Origin of the sequence: Pseudomonas phytophila (assembly GCF_025643095.1) — a bacterium.
In the GTDB taxonomy this organism is placed as follows: Bacteria; Pseudomonadota; Gammaproteobacteria; order Pseudomonadales; family Pseudomonadaceae; genus Aquipseudomonas; species Aquipseudomonas quasicaspiana.
In genome coordinates, this window is the sequence record NZ_CP081201.1 from 811,209 (window position 1) to 837,127 (window position 25,919).

General features: G+C 57.4%; 20 protein-coding genes and 1 riboswitch. Of the genes, 13 read left to right on the forward strand and 7 right to left on the reverse strand.

Annotated features, from left to right (window positions below; translation table 11 throughout):
* The first annotated feature begins 173 nt into the window (after window positions 1–173).
* The 3 genes from K3169_RS03455 (at window position 174) to K3169_RS03465 (ending at window position 4,124) form a co-directional block, all read left to right on the forward strand.
* Window positions 174–1,928 (forward strand): carbamoyltransferase, encoded by a 1,755-nt coding sequence (locus tag K3169_RS03455; RefSeq protein WP_122808401.1) that lies wholly within the window; start codon window positions 174–176, stop codon window positions 1,926–1,928.
* Window positions 1,921–2,826, forward strand: a complete 906-nt coding sequence (locus K3169_RS03460; RefSeq protein WP_263269973.1) for a glycosyltransferase family 2 protein — start codon at window positions 1,921–1,923, stop codon at window positions 2,824–2,826. The genes K3169_RS03455 and K3169_RS03460 overlap by 8 nt, the downstream gene beginning before the upstream one ends.
* A 104-nt stretch (window positions 2,827–2,930) precedes the next feature.
* The gene (locus tag K3169_RS03465) at window positions 2,931–4,124 is read left to right on the forward strand and encodes a capsule biosynthesis protein (RefSeq protein WP_263269974.1); all 1,194 of its coding nucleotides are present in this window, start codon (window positions 2,931–2,933) and stop codon (window positions 4,122–4,124) included.
* Window positions 4,125–4,155: 31 nt separating this feature from the next.
* Here K3169_RS03465 and K3169_RS03470 read toward each other — a convergent pair whose 3' ends face one another.
* Window positions 4,156–4,785, reverse strand: a complete 630-nt coding sequence (locus tag K3169_RS03470; RefSeq protein WP_263269976.1) for a toluene tolerance protein — start codon at window positions 4,783–4,785, stop codon at window positions 4,156–4,158.
* A 505-nt stretch (window positions 4,786–5,290) separates the two neighbouring features.
* On the opposite strand from K3169_RS03470, the gene K3169_RS03475 reads away from it, so the two are divergent.
* From K3169_RS03475 to hldE, 6 genes are all read left to right on the forward strand, one after another.
* Window positions 5,291–6,184 (forward strand): capsular biosynthesis protein, encoded by an 894-nt coding sequence (locus K3169_RS03475; protein WP_263269978.1) that lies wholly within the window; start codon window positions 5,291–5,293, stop codon window positions 6,182–6,184.
* Window positions 6,185–6,189: 5 nt separating this feature from the next.
* Window positions 6,190–7,371, forward strand: a complete 1,182-nt coding sequence (locus K3169_RS03480) for an O-antigen ligase family protein (protein ID WP_263269979.1) — start codon at window positions 6,190–6,192, stop codon at window positions 7,369–7,371.
* A 58-nt stretch (window positions 7,372–7,429) separates the two neighbouring features.
* Entirely contained in the window at window positions 7,430–9,217 is a 1,788-nt protein-coding gene (gene msbA / locus K3169_RS03485) for a lipid A export permease/ATP-binding protein MsbA (protein WP_263269980.1), read from the forward strand.
* Entirely contained in the window at window positions 9,217–10,113 is an 897-nt protein-coding gene (locus K3169_RS03490; protein ID WP_263272208.1) for an antimicrobial resistance protein Mig-14, read from the forward strand. Before msbA ends, K3169_RS03490 begins: the two co-directional genes overlap by 1 nt.
* Before the next feature lie 188 nt (window positions 10,114–10,301).
* On the forward strand, window positions 10,302–11,729 hold the full coding sequence (locus tag K3169_RS03495) for a PIG-L deacetylase family protein (protein ID WP_263269981.1): 1,428 nt from the start codon (window positions 10,302–10,304) through the stop codon (window positions 11,727–11,729).
* A gap of 70 nt (window positions 11,730–11,799) precedes the next feature.
* Window positions 11,800–13,221, forward strand: a complete 1,422-nt coding sequence (hldE, locus tag K3169_RS03500; protein WP_231671049.1) for a bifunctional D-glycero-beta-D-manno-heptose-7-phosphate kinase/D-glycero-beta-D-manno-heptose 1-phosphate adenylyltransferase HldE — start codon at window positions 11,800–11,802, stop codon at window positions 13,219–13,221.
* A gap of 169 nt (window positions 13,222–13,390) precedes the next feature.
* On the opposite strand, the gene K3169_RS03505 is transcribed toward hldE, so the two are convergent.
* The 4 genes from K3169_RS03505 to K3169_RS03520 are packed head-to-tail and all read right to left on the reverse strand — an operon-like array spanning window position 13,391 to window position 16,753.
* Complete coding sequence (locus tag K3169_RS03505) at window positions 13,391–14,347, reverse strand: metal ABC transporter ATPase (RefSeq protein WP_263269984.1); 957 nt, start codon at window positions 14,345–14,347, stop codon at window positions 13,391–13,393.
* 36 nt (window positions 14,348–14,383) lie between these two features.
* The gene (locus K3169_RS03510; RefSeq protein ID WP_099267742.1) at window positions 14,384–15,199 is read right to left on the reverse strand and encodes an aldo/keto reductase; all 816 of its coding nucleotides are present in this window, start codon (window positions 15,197–15,199) and stop codon (window positions 14,384–14,386) included.
* The gene (locus K3169_RS03515; RefSeq protein WP_263269986.1) at window positions 15,196–16,371 is read right to left on the reverse strand and encodes an NAD(P)/FAD-dependent oxidoreductase; all 1,176 of its coding nucleotides are present in this window, start codon (window positions 16,369–16,371) and stop codon (window positions 15,196–15,198) included. The genes K3169_RS03510 and K3169_RS03515 overlap by 4 nt, the downstream gene beginning before the upstream one ends.
* Before the next feature lie 49 nt (window positions 16,372–16,420).
* A complete protein-coding gene (locus tag K3169_RS03520; protein WP_027901181.1) occupies window positions 16,421–16,753 on the reverse strand; it encodes a DMT family transporter in 333 nt (110 codons plus the stop codon).
* Window positions 16,754–16,848: 95 nt separating this feature from the next.
* Here K3169_RS03520 and K3169_RS03525 point away from each other — a divergent pair, with 95 nt between their 5' ends.
* Window positions 16,849–17,733, forward strand: a complete 885-nt coding sequence (locus tag K3169_RS03525) for a LysR family transcriptional regulator (RefSeq protein WP_122707355.1) — start codon at window positions 16,849–16,851, stop codon at window positions 17,731–17,733.
* 14 nt (window positions 17,734–17,747) lie between these two features.
* Window positions 17,748–19,022 (forward strand): lipid IV(A) 3-deoxy-D-manno-octulosonic acid transferase, encoded by a 1,275-nt coding sequence (gene waaA, locus K3169_RS03530; RefSeq protein ID WP_263269989.1) that lies wholly within the window; start codon window positions 17,748–17,750, stop codon window positions 19,020–19,022.
* Between the two features lie 902 nt (window positions 19,023–19,924).
* On the opposite strand, the gene K3169_RS03535 is transcribed toward waaA, so the two are convergent.
* On the reverse strand, window positions 19,925–21,364 hold the full coding sequence (locus tag K3169_RS03535) for a TolC family outer membrane protein (protein WP_263269990.1): 1,440 nt from the start codon (window positions 21,362–21,364) through the stop codon (window positions 19,925–19,927).
* A 156-nt stretch (window positions 21,365–21,520) separates the two neighbouring features.
* Window positions 21,521–21,625: riboswitch (TPP riboswitch) on the forward strand.
* Window positions 21,626–21,793: 168 nt separating this feature from the next.
* On the opposite strand from K3169_RS03535, the gene thiC reads away from it, so the two are divergent.
* Both thiC and cytX read left to right on the forward strand, forming a co-directional pair.
* Window positions 21,794–23,683: a phosphomethylpyrimidine synthase ThiC gene (thiC, locus tag K3169_RS03540; RefSeq protein ID WP_122808414.1), complete on the forward strand. Its 1,890-nt coding sequence runs from the start codon at window positions 21,794–21,796 to the stop codon at window positions 23,681–23,683.
* Between the two features lie 163 nt (window positions 23,684–23,846).
* Window positions 23,847–25,115, forward strand: coding sequence for a putative hydroxymethylpyrimidine transporter CytX (gene cytX, locus K3169_RS03545; RefSeq protein WP_263269992.1), 1,269 nt, complete (start codon window positions 23,847–23,849; stop codon window positions 25,113–25,115).
* A gap of 5 nt (window positions 25,116–25,120) precedes the next feature.
* Here cytX and K3169_RS03550 read toward each other — a convergent pair whose 3' ends face one another.
* Entirely contained in the window at window positions 25,121–25,867 is a 747-nt protein-coding gene (locus tag K3169_RS03550; protein WP_122707345.1) for an RsiV family protein, read from the reverse strand.
* Between the last annotated feature and the right edge of the window lie 52 nt (window positions 25,868–25,919).

Consider the following 25,919-nt stretch of genomic DNA (forward strand, 5'->3'; position numbering starts at 1 on the left):
TCATACTTCTGCTAACCAGGCCATGGCTTGCCCCGGTTTTACTCGGGGCAAGCAAATCCCTTTGTCATTACGCTATAATCCCGCCCTTTAGCTGTTCCTCGCCCCGCTGCGAGGGCACATACTTTTTCTCAGGCGCATGCCGCCTGCATGCAGACTAAAGAGGCTAGACCCCAGTGGCATTGACGATTCTTGGCCTGTCCGGCGCCCTTAGCCATGATCCTTCCGCGGCGCTGTACATCGACGGCAAGCTGGTGGCAGCGGCTGAAGAAGAGCGCTTCGTTCGCGACAAACATGCAAAGAACCGCATGCCCTACGAGTCGGCGAAGTTCTGCCTTGAGCAGGCGGGCATCAAGCCATCGGATGTCGATGTGGTGGCGATTCCGTTCGCGCCGATCAGCTTGTTCGGCAAAGCTCGCTGGCATTACGCCAAGCGTTACTGGTATGCCCCGGACCGTGCGCTTGACGCGCTGCTGATGGGCAACCGTCGCTACAAGCGCTATCGCAACAAGATCGTCTGGTGTCTTGAGCAACTGGGCTTCGATCCGAAGAAGATCAAGATCGAGCCGGTTGAGCACCACCTGGCTCACGCCTCCAGCGCCTACCATTGCTCCGGTTTCAAAGAGAAAACCGCGATCCTCGGTATTGATGGCAAAGGTGAGTACGCCACCACGTTCTTTGGCTATGGCGAGAACGGCAAGATTCACAAGATCAAGGAGTTCTTCGACCCGGACTCCCTGGGCGGCCTGTATGGCGCGATCACTGAATTCCTCGGCTTCGAGATGCTCGACGGCGAATTCAAGGTGATGGGCATGGCGCCGTATGGCGATGCCAGCAAATATGATTTCTCGCGTCTGGCGACTTTCGAAAATGGCGAACTGGTGATCAACACCGAGCTGGCCAACGTTATTGGCCTGCGCCGCTATAAAGAGAAGGGCAAGGGTTTCTACTTCTCGCCTAAGCTGATCGAGTGGCTGGGGCCGAAGCGCGAAGGCGACATTGCTGACGAGCCTTACATCCACTACGCCGCGAGCATGCAAGCGCTGTTCGAGAAGCTGGCGTTGCAGATGATGGATCACTATCTGGGTGACATCCTCAAGGAAACCGGCAAGATCGCGTTTGCAGGCGGCTGTGCGCTGAACGTCAAGCTGAACCAGAAAATCATCGCCCGCCCGGAAGTCAAAGAGCTGTTCGTGCAGCCGGCTTCGGGTGACGCGGGCACTGCTGTCGGCGCTGCGGCTTATGTTTCCCACGCCCGTGGTGTGCCGGTCGAGAAGATGGAACACGTCTACCTCGGTCCGTCTTACACCAACGAAGATGTGATCGCGGCCTGCGCTCGCCACCCGAGCAAGCCGGTCTGGCGTCAGATCGAAAACACTCCAGAGCGCATCGCGCAGATCATGGTCGCGGGCAACCCAGTGGCCTGGTTCCAGGGGCGTATGGAGTTTGGCCCGCGCGCATTGGGTGGGCGTTCGATCATCGGCTGCCCGAGCGTTGCTGGCGTTGCCGATCGCATCAACCATCAGATCAAGTTCCGTGAGCGCTGGAGGCCTTTCTGCCCGTCGATGCTCGACACCGTTGCGCCACAGATGATCAAGATCGATCACCCGGCGCCGTTCATGACCTTCACTTTTGAAGTAGCTGAAGAGTGGAAGACCCGCGTGCCGGAAGTCGTTCACGAAGACGGTACTTCACGTGCCCAGGTCCTGAAGCGCGAATACAACCCGCGTTACTACGACATGATGAAGGCGCTGGAAAACCTTACCGGTAATGGCGTGTCGCTTAACACCTCGCTTAACCGTCGCGGTGAACCGATGATCTGCTCGCCTACCGATGCTTTGAATATGTTCTTCGGCTCGGACCTTGAATACCTGATCATGGAAGACATTCTGGTCGTCAAAGAGGGCGTGGAGACATACGAAAATGCCTGAGCCGTTGGTCAGCGTCGTTATCCCGGCCTATAACTACGCCAAGACGCTGCCGCGTGCAGTCAATTCAGTGCTGGCTCAGCTCGATGAAAATACCGCCGAGTTGTTGGTGATTGACGATGGTTCGACCGATACCACGCCTCAGGTGCTTGAGCAGTTACTCGCCGAAAACCCCGGGCGCTTCAGGATGTTGCGCAAGCCCAACGGCGGGCTGTCGTCCGTTCGCAATCGAGGTATTGAGGAGGCGCGGGGTCAATTCCTTATCTTCCTTGATGCCGATGATGAGATGGCTCCAGATGCCCTGAATACAGTGGTTGAGCACATCGCAGAGCATCCTGAAAGCCGTTTGATTATTGGTGGCCACTGGTCGGCGTTCGATGATGGCCGTCGTTCTGTGCATGTGCCCAAGCCGCTGCCCGCTACTGCTGAGCAGCGCGTGCGCGGTTATTTGCTGGACAAGACGATATCGCTCTCCAACGGTGCCTGCGTAATGCATCGTGATGTGTTTGCGCCTGGACTGTACCCTGAGAACCTGCGCAATGCCGAAGACATCCCGGTGTTCACTCAGGTGCTCGCACGGTTTACTTGCAGCGTCATAGATAAGCCCTTGGCGATCATTCACAAGCATGCCGACAGCATGCGGCATGATCTGAAGCAAAGCCTTGCCTCAGGCTTGAAAGTAGTCGACGAGGCATTTTCTCCGCAGCGCATGCCTGCGCCGTTGCAGAGCTTGCGCCAGGCTTTTCTTGCACAGCGTTGCTTGTCACTGTTTCGTGATTGCTACAGCGCAGGAGACTACGAAAACGCCAGGGTTTTCTATGCCAAAGCCATACGTGCTGACTGGCGTTCACTGACACGTTGGTCCTATACCCGCAAAGCCATTCGATTGTTGCTCAAGTGAGCGGGGGGCCGTTTACTCCATCGCCGTCTGCCATGGATGTGGTCCAGGCAGAGGGCAGTTGGGCACTGAGAGCCCGGGAGCTCGATCGGTATCGCTGGAAATTGATGCGCGAGCGCCATGGGCGTTTCGGAAGCTTTTTGCGTATAGCCCGTGATGTGCTCGTGGACGTGGTGCAGGGAATCCGTGCCAGTGCATGTCTGAGTGCCTCGGTGGATGCCGAGCCGTGCGAACTGCTATTGCTGCATTCCGCGCCAAAGTCCATGGCATTGCAACGCAAGAATATTCTGATCGGCGCTGTAAGGTCGCGTGGTTTGAATTTGAACGAAGCCGCCTTGCTATCCCCTCCTCAGGCCTGCACGCGACGGCAGTTGTTGCGCCCGCCTCAGCCTGTTCCGCTACGCTATCTGGCTTATGCGGCTCACGCCCAGTGGCTGGTTGCGAAATACACACCGCAGTTGTTGATCAACGAGAGAAACGGAAGTTTCCATGCGCCTTTCCTGCGCCTCGCGCTAGCAGCACGCGGGGCTCGCCTGTTGCATTTGGCCCATGCTGCGACGCTTGAGTCCTCACGTCGACTGGGGATGAATGACTACGATTATTACGGCGTATTTGGTCATAGTTCTCTGGTCGCGTTACAGCAGCGCGGTTTGCGATTCGGTGATTCAACAGTGGTGCTGCTTGGCTCCTACCTGGCGGACCCTACTTATGAATTGCCGGAGGCGGACCCGGCTGTCAAAACCCTGCTGGTCTTGGGGGTTGGTCCGGATCGGGAGAAAGAAGCTGGCTATGTGCGTACTTACGAGCTGCTTCGCGACTGGGCTGAGCTTCATCCGGAGTACCGCCTGTTGTTCAAACGTCATCCTCGAAGTCGCGCGCAATTCTGGAATGACGCTGCTGCGCGTCTGTCCAGCGTTGAACTGCTTGATTCGCAGTGCTCTCTGGCTGATGCACTCGCCCGTGCAAGTGTAGTTGTCAACATCATGTCGAATGCCGGCATAGAGGCCGGACTGGCGGGGCGCCCTGTGATCCATGTCAACGCCGGGAACGATGTGGATATCTTTTCACACTCGTTGTTTTTCGGTGCTCAGGTCCGGGACGGTGACACTTTTTCACGTCAGTTGCAGGCTGTCGAAGATGACTACCAGGCGCATGTACTTCATGCCCGTAAATTTGCCGATTACCACTTGGTTCACGGTTCTCAGGGGTTGGCAAAAACCGTTCAGTTGATTGCTGACCTGCTAAATGGCAGGGATCCCGCTCTCGATTTTGAAACGGTTTCACTCCCTGCCACTGGCTGACGGTAGACCTGGCTCCTAGGATGACGTGATATCAGCGTTGAAGTATCAAGGCCAGGTCTTTTTCGCTACACACTTGCTGGTGGCATCGATAGTGATCAATAAACTCCTCGTTTTGGAGTAGCCACTCGCGGTCACTCTTATAACGCAGCATATGCTTGAAGTTTCGCAAGCGCAGGCCTTTGCTTAAAGGCTCGCGCTGGGCGCGCATGTCGGCGATATCAATGAGCCCCAACGTGTTTTCCGGCGTCAGTACGATGTTGCCCATGTGGGCTGAACGGAAATAGATACCCTGGTTGTGCAGGTGCGCGACGAATTCGCCCAGCTTTGCGCGGAGCCCTTCGGGATTCTCATTGATCAGTTGGCGCACCGTCCGGCCAGGCAAAGGATCGTAATGGACACCGTCACGCTCTATATCCGGGATGCGATAAACGCTGCGGACAGTCGGGCACTGGATTTCCCGTGCTTGTAGTGCGTCGCAATTGTCTGCAAAGCGCTGAGCGTAGGGGGACCATAATGCGGAGGTCAGCAGACGTTTTCGGCGGAACAGTTTCAGCATTGTCCCATCCGCCAGGCAAAGGACCTTGTCACCTTCACGGTCGGCTTCAAGAACAACGGCGCCTTCGCGCATTTTGAGATAAACGATGTGTTCAAGCTTTTGCATCAAGGCTCCAGGGCTGGCCTGATGGGAGGTGCGGTGGGGCATGTTACCGTACTGAGAGCGCAGCAAAAAATCGCTGTGCTACAATCGCGCCACTTTTTCAGTTGCATTTAGTCGTGTTACGACGGGCTTTCCCTGTCGCCCGATCCGCGAAAACACAACTTATCTTGTCCCTTATTACATGCGTATGGCCTTTGTTGCTTTACGCGTGATTCAACTGCAAGGCTGACGCTATGACTGCAGTTGAATTTAGGCAGCACGGCAGACAGGCACCTCTTTTCGGACTTTTCAGATGGCAACGCTGTTCATTTCTATGGCCAGACATCAAGGCCTTTACTTCAACCGATTGCTTGATGAAACCGAATTACAAGGCAAAGTTGTCACTGCCGAGCAAATGCCCTGGCCGCGCACCTTGCGCTTCTCCCGAGTGTTTTCACGAATTGACTGGCAAGGCCTGATTGAGGAGAAGTGTGAGGAGCGGCGGATCAAGAACAAGAACGATGGCGCTTTGTACCGTCTGTTGTTGAGGCTTGAGTTGGGCTGGATGGCGCTTCGGGCCCAGGCGCTGCTTGATCGAGAGCGTCCTGATGCGCTTGTGGTCTGGAATGGTTCTCATCGGTACTGCAAATTGCTGATGGCGCTGGTGCCCGCACGATGCAAGACGTTTTTTCTCGAAAATGGTTTGTTGCCCGACACTACGACGGTAGATGCCAAAGGGGTGAACTACCTCAACTCTGTTCCCCGCAACGCCGACTTCTACCTCGATTATCCCCATGCTGTGGCTGATTTTCAGCCTGCCTCGGTGTTGATTCCGCGAAAGCCGCGCACCGATGGCGTTCCTCCGATCGAGCTGCCTGAACAATTTATATTTATTCCTTTTCAGGATGATCGAGACTCTCAGGTTCGATTGTTTTCCCCCTGGATCAGCAACATGTCGGAGATGTTCGCTTTGGGGGAGCGTCTGGCGGAGGAAACCGGGATGACGGTGGTGTTTAAAGAGCATCCGTCCAGCCGCGAAACTTACCCGCACTTGCATGAGCGGACTTCTGATCGCCTTGTGTTTGCCAATGGAAACCCCACACAACAGTTAATTGAATCCAGTCAGTTCGTGATAACGGTGAATTCAACTGTCGGCCTGGAAAGCTTGCTTCTGGGCAAGCCGGTGATGACGCTCGGTCAGGCATTCTTCAATATCGATGGGCTGGTGGTGCATGCTGATAATGCCAGCCAGGCCGTTGCGTGGGTTCGAGCATTTCCGGACTGGCCATTGAGTGAGCGCCTGCGACACAACTTCCTTCACTACCTTTCCGAGCACTATTGCATCAAAGGTAACTGGAAGAACGCTGATAAAGCTCACTTGCTTCAGGTTGCCCGTCGCATAACGGGTGAGTCCGGATGCTAGGAGGGATGACGAAACTGGTTGAAAAAGCACCTCTTGCAGGCTGGGCATCGATTGGTTTTTTCATCTTGCTATGCGGCCCTTGGGTCTTGCCCGACAACAAGCTTTATCACCAGCTGATTATCTTTTCACTATGGCTTCCGGCTTTGCTGGGCGTGTTCCGGCAATCTATTCGACGACTGATCAAACTGCCCGAAGTCTTTTTTTTCGTGGTTTTTTCGATCTGGACACTTTGCGTGTTAGGCGTCCAAGGCGCTGACGAGCCCGGTAAAGGCAAGATTGTGCTTTACGTGACCCTGACGCTTCTTGGGGTTTTATTGGCGGCACAGCACGCTAAATGGCGACTCGAATCACTGTTGTTCTGCTCATCTGTCGTCGGGGGGATTTTTGCTGCAGTCTCCGTGATCTGTTTTTACAGCGGGCCCCAGGCTTCGGGGGGGCGGATGATCGCTTTGGGTCTTTGGGACACGGTCATCATGGCTGCGCACGCTGTCGGGGCTTTGGCCATTATCGGCGTCTTCATGTCGCAAACCAGACGTTTTAGCTGGCCAGCGCTTTCGTTGCTGATGATTCCAGCAGCAGGTTATTTGATGTTTCTGGGCCTCAGTCAGACCCGGGGTGTATGGATCGCTTTGGTGGCAATGATGATCGTGATGGTCATCGCCCGGCCTTCAAGGCTCGGCGTTGGCCTGATCGTATTTATGGCGATAAGTGTTGCAGGGGTTGCTTTGTCAGACCCAGGGCTCTTGCTACAACGAGGCGTTTCTTATCGTCCGTATCTGTGGTCTGGAGGGATCCAGCTCATTGAGCAGCATTGGGCTACGGGTCTGGGGTTTCACGAGTATTTGATCACTGTTCCTGTCGCCGGCAGCTTCAAGCACCCGCACAATCTTTTTCTGGATACCGGTGTACGCCTTGGTCTACCCGGTCTGCTGATATTTTGCTGTCTCTGGCTGACAGTGGGTTGGCGCGGCTGGGTTTCGCGAGCGGAGCCACTTGGGCAAGCGTTGTTGGCACTTTGGGTTTTTTCCAGCGTGTCGCTGATGACAGATGGTATCGGTCTTTGGCTCAAGCCTAATGCGGACTGGTTGATCACCTGGCTGCCAGTGTGTCTGAGCATCGTGCTGGCATACCGTTCGACCTCAGTTGAGGCCCTTGAGCCTGCAAAGCCAGCTCGACCCATCTTGTAATGGGTTCACTGATACAATCACGTCCCTGTATTTTTTTCATAAGCACGAGGCGCGCCGAATGGCTAATCCCGACCAGCAATCGAGCATGAAGATATACCTTCGATTGCTGAAATATGTGCTCCCGTATTGGGGTGCTTTCGCTATCAGTATCGTTGGATTTGTGCTTTTTGCCTCCAGCCAGCCGATGCTTGCAGATATGCTCAAGCATTTTCTCGACGCACTGCAAAAGCCTGACGACACTAAGTTTCTTGGCGTTTCGTTGGTGCTTGGTGTGCCCCTTTTGATCGTGCTTATCGCAGTCTATCAAGGCATTGGTTCGTTTCTGGGCAACTACTATCTGGCCAAGGTTGCTCGTGGCGTCGTCCACGACTTGCGGTGTGCATTGTTCGACAACCTGCTGACGCTGCCTAATCGGTATTTCGACAACAATAATTCTGGCCATCTGATCTCGCGCATTACCTACAACGTGACAATGGTCACCGGTGCTGCAACGGATGCAATCAAGGTGGTCATCCGTGAAGGTCTTACGGTTGTTTTTCTGTTCGGCTATCTGCTTTACAGCAACTGGAAGATGACGCTGGTATTGCTTGCGATATTGCCCTTCATCGCCATCCTGGTGAGCAGCGCAAGCAAGAAGTTTCGTAAGCAGAGCAAGAAGATTCAGGTGGCAATGGGGGACGTCACTCACGTGGCGTCGGAGACCATTCAAGGCTATCGCGTGGTTCGCAGTTTCGGTGGTGAGACGTATGAAACCGAAAGGTTTCACAAAGCCAGTGAAGACAACATGAACCGAAGCATGGGCATGACACGCACTCAGTCCATCTATACGCCGGTCTTGCAATTGGTGATCTACATCGGCATGGCGGTGCTGATGTATCTGGTTCTTTATATGCGTGGCGATGCCTCTGCTGGCGAGTTGATTGCTTACATCACTGCGGCGGGCCTTCTTCCCAAGCCTATTCGGCAGCTGTCTGAAGTCAGCGCAACCATTCAAAAGGGCCTGGCGGGTGCTGAAAGCATTTTTGAGCAGCTCGATGAGTTGCCGGAAGTTGATACGGGTACTCAGGCGGTGGAGCGTGTAAGTGGCCGCCTGGAAGTTCGCAACCTGAGCTTCCAATACCCCGACACCGACCGGTTGGTGCTCGACGATGTTTCGTTCACCGCAGAAGAGGGGCAGATGGTCGCTCTGGTCGGACGTTCGGGAAGTGGCAAGTCGACGCTGGCTAATCTGATACCGCGTTTCTACCACCACGGCAGCGGGCAGATTCTGCTCGATGGCCTTGATGTCGAAGAATACAAACTGACCAACCTGCGTCGACACATTGCGCTGGTCAATCAGCAGGTGACCCTGTTTAACGATACGGTCACTAACAACATTGCCTATGGTGACCTTGCCGGTGCGCCGCATGAAGATGTGAAGCGTGCTGCGCAGGCCGCTTATGCCGATGAATTCATCGTGCAGATGCCCCAGGGCTACGACACCATGATCGGCGAAAATGGTGTGTTGCTTTCCGGTGGACAACGTCAGCGACTGGCGATTGCCCGGGCGCTGCTCAAGGATGCACCGTTGTTAGTACTCGATGAGGCAACTTCTGCACTGGATACTGAGTCCGAGCGCCATATTCAAGCTGCTCTGGATGAAGTCGTCAAAGGTCGCACGACGTTGGTGATTGCTCACCGTTTGTCGACCATCGAGAAGGCTGACCTCATTCTGGTCATGGACAAGGGGCGGATTGTCGAGCGCGGTAACCATCAGCAACTGTTGGCACTCAATGGCTACTACGCCCGGCTACACGAAAAAGATTTCAAGGAAGAAAACGTTGGCGTCACAGGAGGCGCCGTTTGATTCTCAGTTATCTTCGCAACTGGCGTGAGCGTGGCTGGACTCCCATAGATGCTGATGAGTACGCCGTTGTCTGGGCACGTTATGGCGGAAGCGTTGCGACGCATCCGCAGGTGGTAGAGCGGCTGTCGAGGCTGGTAGGCATCCCTGTGCGCTATCTTGGCGTGCGGCGCAATGGCGAGCTGATTGCAGGTCTTCCCACCTGGGGGCGGCACATTGCATTGTCGCGGGACGTCACCAAGCGCCAAGGCCTGCGGGGCATGTTTGATCTTGGCAACTCCGAGATCATCCTTCCCGTGGCCGATGATTGCAATGTGCAAGTTCGACACCGCATGCGTTATGTATCGCAGCTTAACGTCGATAGGGTCGCGAACCTTCGCGTCCAGTCCGAAGGCTTGGCGTTGGCTCGTCGACCCGAGGAATACAGCAAGAAATTTCGCTATAACCAGCGCCGTGAGCAGCGTTTGCTGGAGGAAGCCGGTGGGCAGATCCGGGCCATCAGCGAATTGAGCGCCGAGGAGCAGGCCGCTATTTATGCTGACCTGTTTCACAAGCGCTGGAGTTTCGATGTGCCGGGCAAAGAGCATCTTGTCGAGGTGTTTACTCTGCTGCGAGAGTTCATGACCGGTTCTGTTGTGTACCTGGCGGATCGTCCGATCGCTATCCAGATTCTGTATCGTGTCGAAGCACCTGAATGGATCAGTCTGGAGTACGTGAACGGTGGGGTTGATCCACAAGCCAATGAGCTCAGCCCTGGCAGCGTATTGAGTTATGTGAACACGCAGTCTGAGTGGGAATATGCCGAATCATTAGGTAAGCCATTGCGTTACTCGTTTGGTCGAGCTGACCGCGAATACAAAAGCCGCTGGTGTAACACTCACCCGGTTTATCAGATTTAACAGGTAGGAGTCGCCCCGGTGTGCATGGCATTCGCTTAGCCAAGATTCGAATGCAGGAGCGCACGAGCACCGCGAGGCCGCGATAGCGGTGTATCGGACAGGACGCCATCGCTGCCTCGCGGTGCTCGTGAGCTCCTGCCGAAATACGTTTAAATTCAATGAGTTGTATTTTTTTGATGAGGGCGGGCATGGTCGGTCGTAAGGACGAGTTGCTGAAGCGCCATAGGCGGCGCAAGCGTTATTTAACGCTTGTAGCGGTCGCAGTGCTGGTACTGCTGGCTATTTTCGTCGCATGGTGGTTGCTGCCGTTACTTGTGCTGGCCGGCTGGCTGGTGCATGAAGCCTGGTTTTCGGATCATTTGTTTTATGATCCTGCCAGCGACTATCTTTACGAGTTTCCCTCCGACGTGCGCAGGCTTGATGTTGAGATCCAGCAGGGGAGACTGCAGCTGGCGACGGCAGGTCCGCTGGGATCAACCGACACTGTATTGCTGGAGCTTCACCTTAAATCCACTTGGTTGGGGCGCTGGCTCGATCCTTATGTAAAGGTCGGCAATGATCGTCAGGACTTCGAGCGCGGTACAGCGGGAAAGCGCTATCTGAATCTTTCCGGCCAGGCTGGAGTTCTGGCTAACGAAGGGCTTTACATGGCGCTGCGACGCTGCCGAGCCGTTGGCTCGTTAACCCTTTATGTCATGAGTAACCCGGACTACAGCGCGCAGTCCCTGTTGGTACTGGCACCGCATGCCGACGATGCAGAGCTGGCAGCATTCGGGCTGTATAGCCGAACTCCTGAGGCAGCAATCCTCACTCTGACCCAAGGTGAAATCGAGGCGGATAGCTATCGTCGCTTCGGCCTTGATGCCTCCCAGGCCGCGGTATTGAAAGGGCGCCTGCGTACCTGGGATAGTCTCGCGGTTCCCTTGTGGGGTGGCGTCGCGCAAAGTCGGTGCGTCCAGTTAGGCTACTACTGCCTGAGGCTGGCCGATATGCAAGAGCAACCATCGGTGCCGTTTGGGTCTCGCGAGTCTGGTGAAAGCGACATTCGTGCATGGCGACAGGCGAGCACATTCTCACTGCCGTCTGAAGCTGACGGGCTCCCGACCTGGAACAATCTGGTGGCGGATATCGTGCGTGTGCTCGAGTACTTCAAACCCAGTGTCGTTGTCACGCCGCACCTTCAGCTAGATCCTCATCGTGACCATATCGCCGCGACACAGGCGCTGCTGCAAGCTATTGAGGTAAGTGCATGGCGCCCCAGTACCTTGCTCCTTTACGCTAATCACCTGCACGACAATGATCGCTGGCCCATGGGCCCTGCCGGTTATGGCGTCGCTTTACCACCGGCCATCGCGCGGATGAAACCGTTGCGAGCGTGCAGCATTCTTCTGGATGACAGTCAGCGCCTCGACAAAGCGATGGCCTTGGCTATGCAGCATGATCTTCAGGATCCGCTGCCGCCCAAGAAGCGTGTGCGTCGATGGATCCAGCAGCTACTTGCAGGTCGGCGTTGGCCGAACACCGGGGAAAATGAGTTTTTCCGCAAGGCAGTGCGGCGCCATGAATTGTTCTGGGTCCTGGACGTGGAGCCTCGCTCGTCTGCAAACAAGGTATAACCGGCGCGCTGGCGTCGCGCCAAATCGGCTATGTTATGATCCGCATCGTTTTTTTGTCTTCGGAGTCTCCATGAAGTTATCCATGCCAAGGTTTGATCAGGCACCAGTCCTTGTAGTGGGCGATGTCATGCTCGACCGCTATTGGCATGGCGGTACCTCAAGGATTTCGCCAGAGGCGCCCGTGCCTGTGGTCAAGGTTGAGCAAATCGAGGACCGTCCAGGCGGAGCCGCGAACGTCGCGTTGAACATTGCCGCGCTGGGAGCTCCAGCTTCGCTGGTCGGTGTGACCGGTGAAGACGAAGCTGCTGAAAGCCTTTCCAACAGCTTGAAGGCTGCGGGTGTTCTCGCACGCTTCCAGCGCATTTCCCATCAGCCGACCATCGTCAAACTGCGGGTCATGAGTCGCCATCAGCAGCTGCTGCGGATCGATTTCGAAGAGCCGTTTGCCACCGATGCCGAAGCGTTGAGTGCTGAAGTAGAAGGCTTGCTCGACGGCATCAAAGTGCTGGTCCTGTCCGATTACGGTAAAGGCGCGCTCAAGAACCATCAGGCGCTGATCAAGGTGGCCCGTGACCGTAATATTCCGGTGCTGGCTGATCCCAAGGGCAAGGACTTCGCGATTTATCGTGGCGCGAGTCTGATTACGCCGAACCTCAGCGAATTTGAAGCTATTGTCGGCCATTGTCTGGATGAGGCCGAACTGGTCGCAAAGGGCGCGCAGTTGATGAGCGAGCTGGACTTGGGCGCGCTGCTGGTTACCCGTGGCGAACACGGCATGACCTTGTTGCGGCCCGATCATCCTGCTCTGCATTTACCGGCTCGCGCCCGTGAAGTATTTGATGTGACCGGTGCTGGCGATACCGTTATTTCAACGCTGGCGGCCGCGATTGCTGCGGGCGAAGACCTGCCCCACGCCGTGGCGCTGGCGAATCTGGCTGCTGGCATTGTGGTTGGCAAGCTGGGGACCGCGGCCATCAGCGCGCCTGAGCTGCGCCGTGCGATTCAGCGCGAGGAAGGCTCCGAGCGCGGTGTACTGGGCCTTGAGCAACTGCTGTTGGCCATCGACGACGCCCGGGCACACAACGAGAAGATCGTTTTCACCAATGGTTGCTTTGATATCCTGCATGCCGGTCATGTGACGTATCTGGAACAAGCGCGCGCTCAAGGTGATCGCCTGATTGTCGCGGTCAACGATGACGCGTCGGTGAGTCGTCTGAAGGGGCCGGGTCGTCCGATCAACAGTGTCGACCGGCGTATGGCAGTGCTTGCCGGACTTGGCGCAGTGGATTGGGTGATTAGCTTCCCTGAGGGTACTCCGGAAAACCTGCTCGCCCACGTCAAGCCTGATGTGCTGGTCAAAGGCGGCGATTACGGCATCGATCAGGTCGTCGGCGCTGATATCGTCCAGGCTTATGGCGGTGAAGTTCGGGTCCTGGGGCTGGTTGAGAACAGCTCGACCACTGCGATTGTCGAGAAAATCCGCGGGCAGTGAAGTGATCCGCTCTTGAGTTGTGAACGCTTACTGTGGGAGCCGGGCTTGCCCGCGATACATGAGACGCAGCCAGAAGACATAACGCGTTATCGTTTATCGTCGGAATGCCGCCCAGATCAGGCCCGGCTCCCACATTCAGACCGTATTCCAATGCCACATAGGTTGCGCTTCAGCTTTTAAACGTCACCAGCTTCAACAACTGCCGTGCCTTGCCCGTCAGGCGTTTGAGTCCGGTCTTCTTCGGAGGCGGCGTCATCCCTTGCTGGCGTAGCCAGTCCTTCCAGCGAATCCGCTCGTCACGTACTACCCAGCCTTCCTGCGCAGCAAAACTTTCAGCTAGATAAAGACCGCGGGTTCCGGCCGGTGTCAGCTTGTCGCGCTTCAACGTGTAAAGCTCTGGCAGCGGCACGCCATTTTCCAGTGGCATCAGGTACAGATCAGGCTTGCTGCGATTGAGGCGAGCGACCAGTTGGTCTTTTTCCAGGCACTCGTCCACATGGAAAAGGCTCAGGGGCCGCGCTTCCTTGGGGACTTCCAGACGCATGTCATAAATGAGCTGCAGCGATGCGGTGGGCAAGTGTACGTAAGCTCTAGGCCGCTCGATCAGCGTCATGCTCCCGCAACGTACAGGCCGTGCGGCACCGGATAGCGGGCTGAGACGAAACGGCATGGCTTCGCGGTAATGCAGCGCCGCGGCGTAGGGTGCGGGTAGCCAGATATCGTTGAAGCGCCCGCTCAGCCAGCCTTGGGGCGTTTCAATCAGGCACTCTTCGGCCACTTCCTGAATGGCGGTGTGCAGCGGCAGATTCAGCTCATGAGCCGGGACGTAACCCGAGATCAGCTTCAACACCACATCGCCACGATCCTGGCGGCGCTGGCGAACCAGCACCCAGTAATCGCGGTTTTGCCAGCTCAATGTCAGGCGCACCGAAACTCCGAGATTGGCCAGCTCCGTGGAGAACCGCTCAGTGTCGACGACTTCTATTTTGCGGCGTCGCTGCAAGGTCTGGGTGAAATTGAGCGGCATCCCGATACTTTGGTAACTCAGGCCTTCGGGGGTGGCTTCGACAAATAACGGCAGGGTTTTGAAGTTGCTTGGATTCTTCCGAATCAAAGTTCGCGGCATATCGGCTCCTTCTTGCGTTGGGGTCGGCCGCCTACATCAGGCTGGACGGCGAATCACGGCAGCGGCTGTCGCTACGTTATGGACCAGATGCATCGGGTTTATTGTCCCGACAATAGCACTGGCAACACCCGGATGGGCAAACAGCAATTCGAAACTGGCTTGCACCGCATCAACGCCAGGTCTCAGGCAGACATGACCACTCGCGAGCGCTTTTTTGACCAGAATGGCCTTGCCGTGGGCAGCAGCGTAGTCGAGCACTGGCTTTTCGCCCTGCTCGGAGAGGTTGTAAGTGACCATCGCGCAGTCGCCGTCGCGCAATGCCAGCAGGCCCCCTTCGACGGTTTTGCCGGAAAAGCCGAAGCCGCGAATCTTGCCTTCGCGCTTGAGGTCAGCCAGGGTTTGGTAGACCTCCGTGTCGTTAAGAATCGCCAGGTCGTTGCCGTCGGAATGCACGAGTACCAGATCGATAAAATCGGTTTCCAGACGTTTCAGGCTGCGCTCTATTGAGGTCCGAGTGTGCCCGGCGCTGAAGTCGTGGCTCGATTCACCGCTTTCGAACTCCTCACCGACCTTGCTGACAATTACCCAGTCCTGCCGCTGACCACGCAACAACGGGCCAAGGCGTTCTTCGCTGGTGCCGTAGGCGGGGGCGGTGTCGATCAGGTTGATGCCCATGTCCCGGGCCATCTTGAGCAGCATTTGCGCTTGTTGATCGTCAGGGATGGTGAAACCATTGGGGTATTTGACGCCTTGATCACGGCCCAGTTTGACCGTGCCAAGACCCAGCGGCGATACGCTGATGCCGGTACTGCCCAGCGGGCGATGCAGTTCGTGAAGGGTCTTTACGCTCATGGCAGCAGTTGATCCCAGACAGGTATGGCCAACGGTGGTTTGGGCAGATCGCTTAGCGATGGCTGCGGCGTCGGGTGGATTTCGTCGAGGGACAGTGCTGCCATCACTCGGTCAGAAAAGTCCGGGGCCAGGGCTAGCTTTGTCGGCCAGCCCACCATCAGGCGATTCTGCACACTGAGGAATGCGTTATCAGGACGGACCAGTCCGGATTGCGCCGGTTCTGCTCGATCAACCCGCAACGTCGCCCACTCGACTTCACTGAGATCAATCCAGGGCAGCAAAGTGCCCAGTTCTTTTTTCACCGCAGCGATTTGCTGTGCAGGATCACGGGCCACGCCATCGGCCTCGGCCACATCACCCCCCACGTACCATACCCATTGACCGTTGGCGGCTGGATGAGTCGTCACAGTCAACCGCGGCTTTGGTCCGCCGCCCAGACAGTGAGCGTAAAGGGGCTTCAGGCTCGCGCCCTTGGCGAACACCATGTGCAAGGGGCGACGTTGCATGGCGGGTTGCGCCACGCCAAGCTTTTTCAGCAGATCAGCGTTGCCTGCACCGGCGCATAGCACTACGCGCTGAGCGAAAATATCCCGCCCGTCGACGCGCATGCCCACCAACTCCTGACCTTCAAGCAACGGTTCCAGCTCCTGACCGGCCAGCAGGCTGCCGTCGGCCAGTTCAGCCAGTCGCTCGATCAGGCTTGGCACATCAATGACCAGTTCAGCCAGGCGATAAACCTTGCCCTTGAATTTCGGGTTTTGCAGGGCGGGCGGAAGATCCGTGCCTTTGACTTGATCGACACGGCCGCGCACGGCCTTGCTGGCAAAGAAGCTGGTGAGGTTGCCCGCCAGGGTGCCGGGCGACCAGAGGTAATGGGCCTGGGAGAGTACGCGCACGTCGCTCAGATCAAGCTCGCCGGTACCGGCCAGCGCTTCACGCCAGCGGCGCGGCATGTCGGCGATTGCTTCCGATGCACCTGACAGCGCGCCATGGAGGGCGTATTTGGCACCGCCGTGGATAATCCCCTGGGATTTCAGGCTTTGCCCACCGCCGAGGCTGGCGTTTTCGATCAGGACAGTCGAGTACCCTTGGCCGCGCAGTCGGGCATTGAGCCAGAGGCCAGCAACGCCGGCACCGACGATCAGGACGTCAGTGGAAATTACGGAAGGCATGAACACCTCTGTGGCCGAAAGAATGCGGCCATTATAGAGGAACGCGTTTTCAATGCCCGGCGGTTTTCGAAAACAACTGAATCACGACGACGCCCAAAACGATCATGCCCATGCCGAGCATGGCGGGAATGTCGAGTTTCTGCCCGTAGATGAAGTACGCGGCGACACTCACCATGACTATCCCCATGCCTGCCCAGACGGCATAGGCGACTCCCACCGGAATCGTGCGCACCACCAGAATCAGCATCCAGAAGGCGATGGCATAGCCGCAGATCACCAGCAGTAACGGGATTGGCGTGCTCAAGCCTTTGACGGCTTTCATGGAAATGGTGCCGATGACTTCAGCGCATATGGCAATGGCTAGCAGGTAGTAGGCAGGCATAACGATAACTCCTCTTCATATGTCGGACATTCTTCGCCACCGGTGAGATGGGGTAAAGTCATTACCTATCGGTATTAGAGATAGGTCGTCAGGCTATGCAGTGGAATCTTGAGCAAATGCGCTTGTTCGTCAGCGTGGCTGAGCAGCGTTCGTTTTCTGCGGTAGCGCGAGATATGCGCAGGGCCCAGTCGGCCGTCAGCAGTGCGATCGCCATGCTGGAGTCTGACTTGGGTGTGAGTCTGTTCGAGCGCAGCAGTGGTCGTCAGCCGCGTTTGACCGAGGCGGGTGCCGCATTACTTGAGGAGGCGCGGGAGCTGTTGCGCCAATGCGAGCGTATCGACGGACGCGCGCTGGCGCTGATGCGCGGGCAGGAGGCGCAATTACGTGTAGCTCATGACGAAGCCATGCCCTATCAGCCCGTGCTCGACAGCCTGGAGGCGCTGTCTGAGCGCTTTCCGGCCCTTGAAGTCCAGTTGGCCAGCGGCGCGCAGGGCGACGTCGCACGCAAATTGCTGGAGCGGCGGGCTGATCTGGGGTTGCTGTTTCATCACGAGCTGATGCCTGCGGAGCTGGAGCGCAGAGGGCTGGGTGGGGTGGAAATGGTTACCGTGTGTGCGGTGGATCATCCACTGGCTCGGGAGGGGCGCGTCACCCGGCAACAACTGGCGCGGCATCGGCAATTATTGATTGCTCCGCAACAAAGCGGTTATCCCGGTGGTGAGCAGTTGAGCCCGCAGGTCTGGCGGGCCGACAGCTTTTATGTGATGGCCGAGCTGTTGATGCGCGGCCTGGGTTGGGCCTGGCTGCCCCGACATGTGGTGCAGTATCCGACCTATCAGCATCAGATGATCGAACTCCTCAGCGAGTGGACGCCGCCACCCTTGGTGGTGGAAATGGTCTGGCGGCGTGACGAGCCCCTGGGCCCGGCTGCGCAGTGGCTGTCAGAAAGTTTTGCCCGGCATTTGCGGGCCATTGGCTGATAAACTCCGCGCCCATGAATAGAACCTTATATACCTTGCTGTTTTATCTCGGCCTGCCGCTGGTGGCCGTTCGACTGTGGCTGCGAGCGCGCAAGGCACCGGCCTATCGTCAGCGAATCGGTGAACGTTTCGCTCTGGGCTTGCCGGCCATGCAGCCGGGCGGCATCTGGGTGCATGCGGTGTCGGTGGGCGAAAGCATTGCTGCTGCGCCGATGATTCGTGCGCTGCTCGCCGCTTATCCACAGCTGCCGATCACGATCACCTGCATGACGCCCACCGGTTCGGAGCGGATCAAGGCCATGTTTGCCAACGAGCCGCGCATTCAGCATTGCTACCTGCCTTATGACTTGCCATGGGCAGCGGGGCGCTTTCTTGATCATGTGCGACCAGTGCTTGGCGTGATCATGGAGACCGAGCTATGGCCTAACCATATTCATCAGTGTGCCAAGCGCGGCATCCCGGTTGCTTTGGCCAATGCGCGGCTGTCCGAGCGCTCGGCGCGGGGTTATGCACGGTTTGCCAAATTGACCCGGCCGATGCTGGAAGAGATGAGCTGGTTCGCGGTGCAGACCGAGACTGAAGCGCAGCGTTTTCGGGATTTGGGTGCACGTCCTGAATGCGTGGCCGTCACCGGTTCGATCAAGTTTGACCTGACGATTGATCCGCAATTGCTGACCCAAGCCGCACAGTTACGCGAACAATGGCAGGCGACTGAGCGCCCTCTCTGGATCGCGGCCAGCACCCATGCGGGTGAGGATGAAATTGTTCTGGCGGCTCATCGGCAATTGCTGAGCAGCCATCCCGATGCACTGCTGGTTTTGGTGCCACGCCATCCGGAGCGTTTTAACAGCGTGCATGATCTTGTCGTGCAGCAAGGTTTTGCGACGGTGCGTCGCTCATCCGGTCAGCCAGTGACAGCGCAGACTTCGGTGCTGGTGGGCGACACCATGGGCGAACTTCTGTTTCTCTATGCCTTGGCCGACATTGCTTTTGTTGGTGGCAGTCTGGTGCCTAACGGCGGCCACAACCTGCTGGAACCTGCCGCGTTGGCCAAGCCTGTTTTGAGCGGCCCGCACCTGTTCAATTTCCTCAAGATCGCTGCGATGCTGCGCAATGCCGAGGCGTTGATCGAATGCCGCGATGCGGCGAGTCTTTCGGCCGCTGTGCAGCAACTGTTCGACCAGCCGCAAAAGGCGCGCGATATGGCACAAGCAGGGTTGGCGGTGATGAAGGCCAATCAAGGCGCATTACAGCGATTGCTGGATGGGCTTGGCCGCCTTCCAGGGTAGGAGGCAACTTGTTGGCGAGAGGGGCTGACGCGGTGATTCAGGCGCACCGTCTCGCGAACAAGTTCGCTCCTACCGCAGTTGCGTGGCGAGGCAGGCTTGGCGAAATGCCGACTCGGTGATTCAGGCACGCCGCGTTCAAAGGTAGGAGGCAACTTGTTGGCGATTAGGGGGTGACGCGGTGATTCAGGCGCACCGTCTCGCGAACAAGTTCGCTCCTACCGCAGTTGTGTGGCGAGGCAGGCTTGGCGAAATGCCGACTCGGTGATTCAGGCACGCCGCGTTCAAAGGTAGGAGGCAACTTGTTGGCGATGAGGGGGGGACGCGGTGATTCAGGTGCACCGTCTCGCGAACAAGTTCGCTCCTACCGCAGTTGCGTGGCGAGGCAGGCTTGGCGAAATGCCGACTCGGTGATTCAGGCACGCCGCGTTCAAAGGTAGGAGGCAACTTGTTGGCGATGAGGGGGTGACGCGGTGATTCAGGCGCACCGTCTCGCGAACAAGTTCGCTCCTACCGCAGTTGTGTGGCGAGGCAGGCTTGGCGAAATGCCGACTCGGTGATTCAGGCACGCCGCGTTCAAAGGTAGGAGGCAACTTGTTGGCGAGAGGGGGTGACGCGGTGATTCAGGTGCACCGTCTCGCGAACAAGTTCGCTCCTACCGCAGTTGCGTGGCGAGGCAGGCTTGGCGAAATGCCGACTCGGTGATTCAGGCACGCCGCGTTCAAAGGTAGGAGGCAACTTGTTGGCGACTAGGGGGTGACGCGGTGATTCAGGTGCACCGTCTCGCGAACAAGTTCGCTCCTACCGCAGCGGTGCGGTGGGGCTGGCTTAAGGTATTGCCTCGTGCTTTTCTGTAGGTGCTCGTGCGCTCCTACAGATTTCCGTTTGCTGCTCGACAGTGATATCTACCGCTGCGGCGGTCTTTCGAAGTTCTTCTTCGCGGCCGCGGCAAGATCCGGCGGCAGGAAGTCTTTGTCCGGGTTGTAGTCGGCTTTCAGGTAGCGTGACAAATCCTGCAAGTCGCCAGGATTCAACGTTCCCGCCGCCTGCTTCAAGCGCAGGTTGTCGAGGATGTAGTCATAGCGGGTATTGTTGTAATCGCGCACCGAGGCGTACAACTGGCGCTGGGCATCCAACACGTCGACGATATTGCGAGTGCCCACCTGATAACCGATTTCCGTGGCTTCCAGCGCACTCTGGTTAGAGATGATTGACTGCTTGCGAGCCTGAACCTGCTCCACATCGGTATTCACGGCGCGGTGTAGGTTGCGGGTGTTCTCCACCACTTGGCGACGCAAGCCTTCGCGACGTTGCTCACTCTGGCTCAGTCTTGAATACGCTTCTCGCACTTGCGAGCTGGTCAGGCCACCGCTGTAGATCGGGATATTCAGCTGCACACCAATGCTGCGCTGCTCCACGTCGCCACGGTAATTCTGCCCCGTGTAGTTCGGATTGCTGAAGCCCAGCGCATCGTTGTCGCCGCGCTTGTATTGAGCCACCGCATCAAGGGTCGGGGCGTGCCCGGCCTTACGTTGGCGCAAGGTCTCTTCTGCGGCGTTCACTGCGTAATTGCTGGCCAGCAGGTTGAGGTTCTGCTGCGCGGCCGTATCAACCCAGGCTTTCGCGTCGTTGGGCATTGGCGCCAGAATCGGCAATGTGTGGACGATCCCTTCAATGGAGTTGTACTCACGATTGGTCAACGTCACCAAGGCCTGAAAAGCATCATCCACCTGACGTTTGGCAACGATCCGGCTGGCCCGGGCAGTGTCGTAACTGGCCTGAGCCTGCAACACGTCGGTCTTGTCGGAAAGCCCAACGTCGAAGCGCTCATTGGCTTGATCCAGCTGACGTTTGAAGGCTGCTTCTTCTGCTTTGGTCGAGGCCAGGTTGTCCTGGGCGCGCAGCACAGTGAAGTAACTTTGCGCGCTCTGCAGAATCAGGTTCTGCTCTGTGGCCGAGAGTTCGAGCGCTGCCTGTTCATTGACCGCTTCGGCAGCCTGCAACTGGAACCAGCGGTCTGCACGGAAAATCGGTTGGCTCAGCGTCGCCTGATACACCGTGCCGCTGCGGGTGGCAATAGCGTTGGGTTGGTCGATGCTGGTACGGGTATTGTTGACGTCGGCACCGGCAGACAGGTTCGGCAGCAAGCCAGCGCGCGCCTGCGGTACAACTTCCTTGCGAGCGGCATAATCGGCGCGTGCTGCTGCAAGATCGGCGTTGTTGTCGACAGCTTCCTGATAAACACTGACCAGCCCTGTCTTGGTTGGCAGCGGCAAGTCGGCTGCCCAGGCAATCGAACTGCAGGCACATGACACGGCAATGGCCAATGAAAGTTTGTGCAGCATGGGGCGTTCCCTGTTCATGATTATGGTGCCAGTCCGATTCGAAGAAGCTGGCTTGCGAGTGTAGAGGCTGGGGGCCGTGGCAACAATCCGGCAGGCCATTTATCCAGCGTTTGAAAACGCGCTTGGCGTTCCGGGCTTGTCGCGACTAGACTGGCGACGTTCTTGTCGGGGTGCCTTGCTTTGAGGCTGAGATCGGTTAAACCGGATCCCGTTGAACCTGATCAGGTTAGCGCCTGCGTAGGGAACAAGATTTCTCGTCTCCCGGCGAGTCCTCTTGAGTGTCGTCCGGGGTCGATGGTTCATTTCTGAAAGCTGGAAATGAATCAACACTCTCCGCTCGATACTCAGCACCAGCCTTGGTGCGTCTTTCCGTCTTCAGGTTCGCTCCGACAATTAATCCGCCGCTGGATGATGTCTGGAGAGCCCGTGATGAGTACAAATCCAAAAAATGCCGCCAACCTGAGTGAGTCCGCACAAGTCGACTCTGGATCGGTGCAGCCGTTTACCCGCTCGCAAAAAATCTATGTTCAGGGCTCTCGCCCGGACATCCGCGTGCCCATGCGCGAAATCCATCTTGATGTCACACCGACCGATTTTGGCGGCGAGATCAATGCGCCGGTCACCGTCTACGACACGTCGGGTCCTTACACCGACCCGAACGTCGTCATTGATGTGCGCAAAGGCCTAGCCGACGTGCGTTCGCCGTGGATCGACTCGCGCAACGACACCGAGCGTCTCGACGGCCTGACGTCGAACTTCGGCCAGCAGCGACTGGCCGATGCCGAGCTGACCCGTCTGCGTTTCGCCCACGTACGCAACCCTCGTCGAGCCAAGGCCGGGGCCAACGTGAGCCAGATGCATTACGCGCGTCAGGGCATCATCACGGCGGAGATGGAATACGTCGCCATCCGCGAAAATATGAAGCTGCAAGAAGCCCGTGCTGCCGGTCTGCTCACTCAGCAACACGCCGGGCATAGCTTCGGCGCGAACATCCCCAAAGAAATCACCGCTGAGTTCGTGCGCGAAGAAATCGCTCGCGGTCGCGCAATCATCCCGGCCAACATCAACCACACCGAGCTGGAGCCGATGATCATTGGCCGCAACTTCCTGGTGAAGATCAACGGCAACATCGGCAACAGCGCGCTGGGTTCTTCCATCGAAGAGGAAGTCGCAAAACTGACCTGGGGTATTCGCTGGGGCTCGGACACGGTCATGGACTTGTCCACGGGCAAACACATTCACGAAACCCGTGAGTGGATCATCCGTAACTCGCCAGTGCCGATCGGTACGGTGCCGATCTATCAGGCGCTGGAAAAAGTTGGCGGCGCCGCCGAAGACCTGACGTGGGAGCTGTTCCGTGACACGCTGATCGAGCAGGCGGAGCAGGGCGTCGATTACTTCACGATTCACGCCGGTGTATTGCTGCGCTACGTGCCACTGACGGCCAAACGCGTCACCGGCATCGTCAGCCGTGGCGGTTCGATCATGGCCAAGTGGTGCCTGGCGCATCACAAGGAAAACTTCCTCTACACGCACTTTGAAGACATCTGCGAAATCATGAAGGCCTACGACGTCAGCTTCTCGCTGGGCGATGGCCTGCGTCCGGGATCAATTGCCGATGCCAACGACGCCGCGCAATTCGGTGAGCTGGAAACTCTGGGTGAACTGACCAAAATCGCCTGGAAGCACGACGTGCAGACCATGATCGAAGGCCCGGGCCATGTGCCGATGCAGTTGATCAAAGAGAACATGGACAAGCAGCTTGAGTGCTGTGACGAAGCGCCGTTCTACACCCTCGGCCCGCTGACCACGGATATTGCGCCGGGTTACGACCACATCACCTCGGGTATTGGTGCGGCGATGATCGGCTGGTTCGGTTGCGCGATGCTTTGTTACGTCACACCCAAAGAGCACTTGGGCCTGCCGAACAAGGATGACGTGAAGACAGGGATCATCACCTACAAGATCGCGGCACATGCGGCGGACCTTGCCAAGGGCCATCCGGGCGCGCAGATCCGTGATAACGCACTGAGCAAGGCGCGTTTTGAATTCCGCTGGGAAGACCAGTTCAACCTTGGTCTGGACCCGGACACCGCACGTTCGTATCACGACGAAACCCTGCCAAAAGACTCCGCCAAGGTCGCGCATTTCTGCTCCATGTGCGGGCCGAAATTCTGCTCGATGAAAATCACTCAGGAAGTGCGTGAGTACGCGGCCAACCAGAAGATTGAAGCCATTGACCTGGACGTCGCCCAAGGGCTGGCGGAACAGGCCGAGCGCTTCAAGCAGGAAGGCAGCCAGCTTTACAAGAAGGTCTGATTTATTTCATTAGATAAACCTGCTGGAGCCAATCTCCTGTGGGAGCGAGGCTTGCCCGCGATAAGGTCCTACGCGATCTAAAGTAAACCGCGTCCAGCCTTATCGCGGGCAAGCCTCGCTCCCACAGGTCCGCGTTCCAGCTGATCATTTGCGAGCCCCCCCCATGACCACCCCCAGCACCTACTCACCCGATTCCCCTGTTCCCGCAGAAAAGCGCGTCTTCGGCGGGCGTGATCTGTTTTCTCTGTGGTTTTCCCTCGGCATTGGTCTGATGGTCCTGCAAACCGGCGCGTTGTTGGCGCCAGGGCTGGGCCTGTCGGGTTCGTTGATGGCGATCTTCCTGGGCACGCTGGTGGGCGTATTGCTGCTGGCCGCGGTCGGCGTGATCGGCAGCGACACCGGTTTGTCGTCCATGGCCGCGCTGAAAGTCAGCCTGGGTAGCAAAGGCGCCTCACTGCCCGCGCTGCTCAACCTGTTGCAGTTGATCGGTTGGGGTTCGTTCGAAATCATCGTCATGCGCGATGCCGCCAGTCTGCTGGGCACCCGCGCTTTTGGCGAAGGCAGCCCGTGGACCAGTCCGCTGCTCTGGACCTTGTTCTTCGGTGGGCTGGCGACATTGCTGGCGGTCAGTGGCCCGTTGACATTTGTCCGGCAGATCCTGCGTAAGTGGGGCATCTGGCTGTTGCTGGCGGCTTGCCTGTGGCTGACCTGGAATCTGTTCGCCAAGGCTGATCTGGCCGCCCTTTGGGCTCAGGCTGGTGACGGATCTTTGCCCTTTGCCGTTGGCTTTGACATTGCTATCGCCATGCCGCTGTCATGGCTGCCACTGATTGCTGATTACTCACGCTTCGGCAAGCGCGCAAAAAATGTCTTCGGCGGCACCGCGCTGGGGTTCTTCATCGGTAATTTCTGGCTGATGAGCCTGGGCGTTGCTTATACCCTGGCGTTCGCGCCGAGTGGGGAAGTCAATGCTCTGTTGTTGGCGCTGGCAGGGGCGGGGTTGGGGATTCCATTGCTGCTGATCCTGCTCGACGAGTCGGAAAACGCTTTTGCCGATATTCACTCGGCGGCAGTATCCAGCGGGATGCTTTCAGGGCTGAAAGTCGAGCATCTGGCGTTAGCGATTGGCGTCATCTGCACACTTATCGCCTGTTTTGCACCGTTAGCGCAGTATCAGAACTTCCTGCTGCTCATCGGCTCGGTGTTCGCGCCGTTGTTTGGCGTGGTGCTGGTGGATCACTTTGTGCTGCGAGGACGCAAAAGCGGGGCGGCTAATGTCGGATTTCAATGGATGACGTTGCTGGCCTGGCTGGGCGGGGTCAGCACCTACCACTTGCTGGCCAATCTTTATCCGGATATCGGCGCAACACTGCCAGCGCTCATCGTCGCTGGCGTGCTGCAGTTGTTGCTGGGTAAAAAAGTTGCCGGGTAAAAATCTCAACCGCGACCGGGGAACAGCTCCGGTTTGAGAATGCCATTGAGCTGTGGATAAGGAATCTTCAGCTCGATGTGGCCCATGGAGTAAGGCGCGATGGTGTCCACCTGATACTTGAGGATGAACGCGCCGTACGTCAGGGCGATGTGCGGGGTGCGTTTGAACGGCCAAGTTTTCATGAACTCAGGGTCTTCGTTCATTTTGGTCGACAACAACCAGCCCTGATGCGCCAGTTCGGCCTTCTGCCAGAACTCGCCTTCCTTGCCCGGCACAATCATATCGGCCAGGGTCAGCACTTTCTCTTGCGGGCGTGAGTAGTTGATGAACGCGCGACCTGGAACGCCGTGTGCACCGCCGGTCTCCAGATAGCTGGACAGTTCGACGACTACGATACCGTCATGTTGCTCGCGTACCTTGGCTTGCAAATAGCTGGCGTTGCGGCCTTGGGAATCACGCAGGTATTGCTCTTGATACGCTTTGAGCGAGACCGGCAGCGGTCCGCTGGAATCCGTACGAGTCAGTTGCAGCAGGGTCTTCTGCACGATGGCGTCCAGCTTGGGCTCATCGGGGAAGTGCACAGTGTCGATATTCACCAGCGGGCAATCGGCGGCCGTACAGCCCGGCTTGATCAGCTCGGACGCATCGCGCTGCACTTGCAGGGGCGCACGGTAATTGGGTTGGAACAGGCTCTGACACGCGCCCAGCATAAGTGCCAGGCAAGCCAGTGAAGCGATCCTCAATAACGACATGTTGATCCTTTGCGGTGGCAATGAAGACGGTTACGTTGTTCGAGTTCAGGCT

Excerpts from the sequence above, each read along its gene's own strand:
- K3169_RS03460 (WP_263269973.1), top strand. The coding sequence starts at position 1,921 with ATGCCTGAGCCGTTGGTCAGCGTCGTTATCCCGGCCTATAACTACGCC.
- K3169_RS03465 (WP_263269974.1), top strand. The coding sequence starts at position 2,931 with ATGCGCGAGCGCCATGGGCGTTTCGGAAGCTTTTTGCGTATAGCCCGT.
- K3169_RS03470 (WP_263269976.1), bottom strand. The coding sequence starts at position 4,785 with ATGCAAAAGCTTGAACACATCGTTTATCTCAAAATGCGCGAAGGCGCC.
- K3169_RS03480 (WP_263269979.1), top strand. The coding sequence starts at position 6,190 with ATGACGAAACTGGTTGAAAAAGCACCTCTTGCAGGCTGGGCATCGATT.
- msbA (WP_263269980.1), top strand. The coding sequence starts at position 7,430 with ATGGCTAATCCCGACCAGCAATCGAGCATGAAGATATACCTTCGATTG.
- K3169_RS03495 (WP_263269981.1), top strand. The coding sequence starts at position 10,302 with ATGGTCGGTCGTAAGGACGAGTTGCTGAAGCGCCATAGGCGGCGCAAG.
- hldE (WP_231671049.1), top strand. The coding sequence starts at position 11,800 with ATGAAGTTATCCATGCCAAGGTTTGATCAGGCACCAGTCCTTGTAGTG.
- K3169_RS03505 (WP_263269984.1), bottom strand. The coding sequence starts at position 14,347 with ATGCCGCGAACTTTGATTCGGAAGAATCCAAGCAACTTCAAAACCCTG.
- K3169_RS03510 (WP_099267742.1), bottom strand. The coding sequence starts at position 15,199 with ATGAGCGTAAAGACCCTTCACGAACTGCATCGCCCGCTGGGCAGTACC.
- K3169_RS03515 (WP_263269986.1), bottom strand. The coding sequence starts at position 16,371 with ATGCCTTCCGTAATTTCCACTGACGTCCTGATCGTCGGTGCCGGCGTT.
- K3169_RS03520 (WP_027901181.1), bottom strand. The coding sequence starts at position 16,753 with ATGCCTGCCTACTACCTGCTAGCCATTGCCATATGCGCTGAAGTCATC.
- K3169_RS03525 (WP_122707355.1), top strand. The coding sequence starts at position 16,849 with ATGCAGTGGAATCTTGAGCAAATGCGCTTGTTCGTCAGCGTGGCTGAG.
- waaA (WP_263269989.1), top strand. The coding sequence starts at position 17,748 with ATGAATAGAACCTTATATACCTTGCTGTTTTATCTCGGCCTGCCGCTG.
- K3169_RS03535 (WP_263269990.1), bottom strand. The coding sequence starts at position 21,364 with ATGCTGCACAAACTTTCATTGGCCATTGCCGTGTCATGTGCCTGCAGT.
- thiC (WP_122808414.1), top strand. The coding sequence starts at position 21,794 with ATGAGTACAAATCCAAAAAATGCCGCCAACCTGAGTGAGTCCGCACAA.
- cytX (WP_263269992.1), top strand. The coding sequence starts at position 23,847 with ATGACCACCCCCAGCACCTACTCACCCGATTCCCCTGTTCCCGCAGAA.
- K3169_RS03550 (WP_122707345.1), bottom strand. The coding sequence starts at position 25,867 with ATGTCGTTATTGAGGATCGCTTCACTGGCTTGCCTGGCACTTATGCTG.